The organism is Nocardiopsis nanhaiensis, from assembly GCF_054778635.1.
This window is the reverse complement of the sequence record NZ_BAAGZJ010000166.1, coordinates 1-3,191: the sequence shown is the minus strand read 5'-3', so window position 1 is coordinate 3,191 and position 3,191 is coordinate 1. Positions and strand designations below refer to the sequence as shown.

The 3,191-nt window shown below is 67.4% G+C and carries 3 protein-coding genes; 2 read left to right on the top strand and 1 reads right to left on the bottom strand.

Going from position 1 to position 3,191, the window contains the following annotated elements; translation table 11 throughout:
* Positions 1-394 precede the first annotated feature (394 nt).
* Positions 395-1,336: a GlxA family transcriptional regulator gene (locus ACYVD1_RS34505; protein ID WP_460778678.1), complete on the bottom strand. Its 942-nt coding sequence runs from the start codon at positions 1,334-1,336 to the stop codon at positions 395-397.
* 107 nt (positions 1,337-1,443) lie between these two features.
* On the opposite strand from ACYVD1_RS34505, the gene ACYVD1_RS34500 reads away from it, so the two are divergent.
* On the top strand, positions 1,444-1,755 hold the full coding sequence (locus tag ACYVD1_RS34500; protein WP_033107114.1) for a putative quinol monooxygenase: 312 nt from the start codon (positions 1,444-1,446) through the stop codon (positions 1,753-1,755).
* Positions 1,756-1,862: 107 nt separating this feature from the next.
* The gene (locus ACYVD1_RS34495) at positions 1,863-3,188 is read left to right on the top strand and encodes an ISL3-like element ISPfr2 family transposase (protein ID WP_193106984.1); all 1,326 of its coding nucleotides are present in this window, start codon (positions 1,863-1,865) and stop codon (positions 3,186-3,188) included.
* Positions 3,189-3,191: the final 3 nt, after the last annotated feature.

Sequence of the window (3,191 nt, the reverse complement as noted above, 5' to 3'; positions counted from 1 at the left end):
GGCTCTTCCCAGATGAAGGTGTAGGTCGGCCGGGCGCGTCGGTCCGCAGATAGACGTCGAGGTCTCCCGACGATGGAGGTTCCTACGCCATCCATCCGAAAGACCTCGACGTGCCCGACGCTACCCCGCCGGCCGGCTTCGGCCGCCCTGACCTAACCGCCTTCGCGGCTCATCCCAATCGGCTCTGATCGGGTCTGCTGACCCTCTCGACGAGAACGCAGCGACATCACAGCCACCCAACCCCGACCGTCCGGGAAGCCGGGGCACGTCACATGGGCTGTGCTGCGGGCGTGTCGAGTGGGTAGTCCAGGGGCGACGCAGGAGCGTCGACGCGACGTGCTGAGAGGTGGTTCCAACCGAGCGCTAGGACACAAGCTACAGGCATGGCGATAGGTCAGGAACGGCGTCGCTCCCTGCGCAGGAGGGAGCGCAGAGTCTCGGCGTTTGCGTAGCCGACCCGTAGCGCGATCTCGGCGGAGGTGAGGTCCGTGGTTGCTGAGAGGTGTCGAGCTCGTTCGGTGCGAAGCCGTTGGACGAAGCCGAGCGGAGTGAGGTTGAGCGCCGCACGGACTCGTCGTTCGAGGGTGCGCCGGCTGGTGCCGAGCGACTGCGCGACGAAGGCGACGTTGAACGGTTCGTCCAGGCGGGCGCGCACGAAGCGTTCGAACTCGACGACGATCGGGTCCTCGTGCCGGAGATGTTCGTAGGCGACGAAAGCCGCCTGCGACGGGCGCTCGTCGATGATGAGGAGCTTGGCGACATGTTGGGCCAGGTCGGGGCTGATCGATCGCACGAGTGAGAGCGCGAGGTCGATGTGGGCGAAGGCGGCGCCGGCGGTGACGAGGTTCCCGTCGACCACGACCATGGTGTCGAGATCGAGGGCGACGGTCGGATAGCGCTTCCGGAACTCCGGCCCCAGGAACCAGCTGGTCGTCGCCCGCCGATGATGCATCCGTCCTGTCTCGGCGACGGCGAACACGCCGGTGCACGCCGCGGCGATCCGGGTGGTCGCGTCCTCGAGGCGCCCGAGTGAGGCGATGACCGAACGAGCATCTCGACTCTGGAGGGCGTCGTGGGTCGCGGCGGCCGTGAGTGTTCCAAGCGCAGGGACGACGACCACGTCGAACTCTCCGGACTCCGGCAGCGGGTGGTCCACCGACAGGGTCATCGATGCCGTCGTGGTCACTCGCCGTTTCGGTCCGAGGATGGCGAGTTCGATCGGGTCGATCCGCGGGTCGACATCGCCGCGGGCTCCGTCGGCCACCCGCACGATGTCGATGATCGACGCGATAGCCGAACCGAAGCAGCCGTCGATCGCGATCAGTCCGATACGCATGACGTAAACAATAGCAATACTGCCGTATACGCCACTCCCCACCGGCCCTCGCTCGTCATACGCTGAACTCGTCCCACGAAGAACCCCGACGTCAAGGAGAGTCCCTCATGTCCACACCCGCATCACTTCCGTATGCCTTCGTCGCCAAGATCGTCGCGGCCGATGGACAGCACGACGCGGTCGCCGATCTGCTCGCCGGCGCTGTCGCACTCGCCAACGAAGAAGTAGGAACGATTGTCTGGTTCGCGGTCAGGACCCACGCCGACACCTTCTGGATCTTCGATGCATTCCCCGACGAAGCCGCTCGCGACGCCCACGCCAACGGCGCCATCGTCGCAGCCCTGATGGCCAACCAGCACCTCCTCGGCGCAGCACCCGAGATCCTGGCGGCCGACGTCCTCGCGTCCAAGCTCCCGTAGTCCGCCAACGCACGAGACGATCGCGCCCCGCCGAGTCGGTCCGCAGATAGACGTCGAGGTCTCCCGACGATGGAGGTTCCTACGCCATCCATCGGAAAGACCTCGACGTGCCCGACGCTACCCCGCCGCCCGGCTTCGGCCGCCCTGACCTGACCGCCTTCGCTCGACTCGACGGCCTCGGTCTGAGCGTGATCGGGCAACGACTTGAACCGGATCGTGCGGTCCTCGCGTGCCGCGTGGTGGAACCAGATCAGTGGTGCCGACGGTGCGGCAGCGAAGGCGCCGCTCGTGACACCGTGATCCGGCGGTTGGCCCACGAGCCGCTGGGCTGGCGACCGACCGTGCTGGAAGTTGTAGTGCGCCGCTACCGCTGTGCAGACTGCGGACACGTGTGGCGCCAAGACACCAGCGCCGCGGCGGAGCCACGCGCGAAGCTCTCGCGCACCGGGCTGCGGTGGGCGCTGGAAGGGATCGTGGTCGCACACCTCACCGTCGCCCGTGTCGCCGAGGGACTCGGGGTCGCGTGGGACACCGCCAACAACGCGGTCCTGGCCGAAGGCAAGCGGCTGCTGATCAACGACCCCACGCGGTTCGAGGGCGTGAAGGTGATTGGCGTCGATGAGCACGTCTGGCGCCACACCAGGCGTGGCGACAAGTACGTCACCGTGATCATCGACCTCACCCCGGTCCGCGATGGCGCCGGCCCAGCAAGGCTGCTGGACATGGTCGAGGGCCGGTCGAAGGCGGCGTTCAAGACCTGGCTCGCCGACCGCGACGACGCCTTCCGTGACGCGGTCGAGGTGGTCGCGATGGACGGCTTCACCGGGTTCAAGACCGCCGCTGCGGAGGAGATCCCGGACGCGGTCACGGTGATGGATCCCTTCCACGTCGTGCGCCTGGCCGGTGACGCCCTCGACAGGTGCCGGCGCCGGGTCCAACTCGCGATCCACGGGCACCGTGGGTTCAGGGACGATCCGCTCTACAAGTCGCGGCGCACGCTGCACACCGGCTCGGACCTGCTCACCGACAAGCAGAGCGACAGGCTACGCGCGCTGTTCGTTGATGACGCTCACGTCGAGGTCGAGGCGACCTGGGGTGTCTACCAGCGGATGATCGCCGCCTATCGCCACGAGGACCGGCAACGTGGCCGCGAGCTCATGGAGAAGCTGATCACCGACCTCAGCGCCGGCGTCCCCAAGGTGCTCACCGAGCTCACCACCCTGGGCCGGACCCTGAAGAAGCGAGCCGCCGACGTGCTCGCCTACTTCGAACGACCCGGCACCAGCAACGGGCCGACCGAGGCACTCAACGGACGGCTCGAACACCTGCGCGGCTCCGCACTCGGGTTCCGCAACCTGACCAACTACATCGCCCGAAGCCTGCTCGAGACCGGCGGCTTCGGACCCCAACTCCTACACCCCCGATTGGGATGAGCC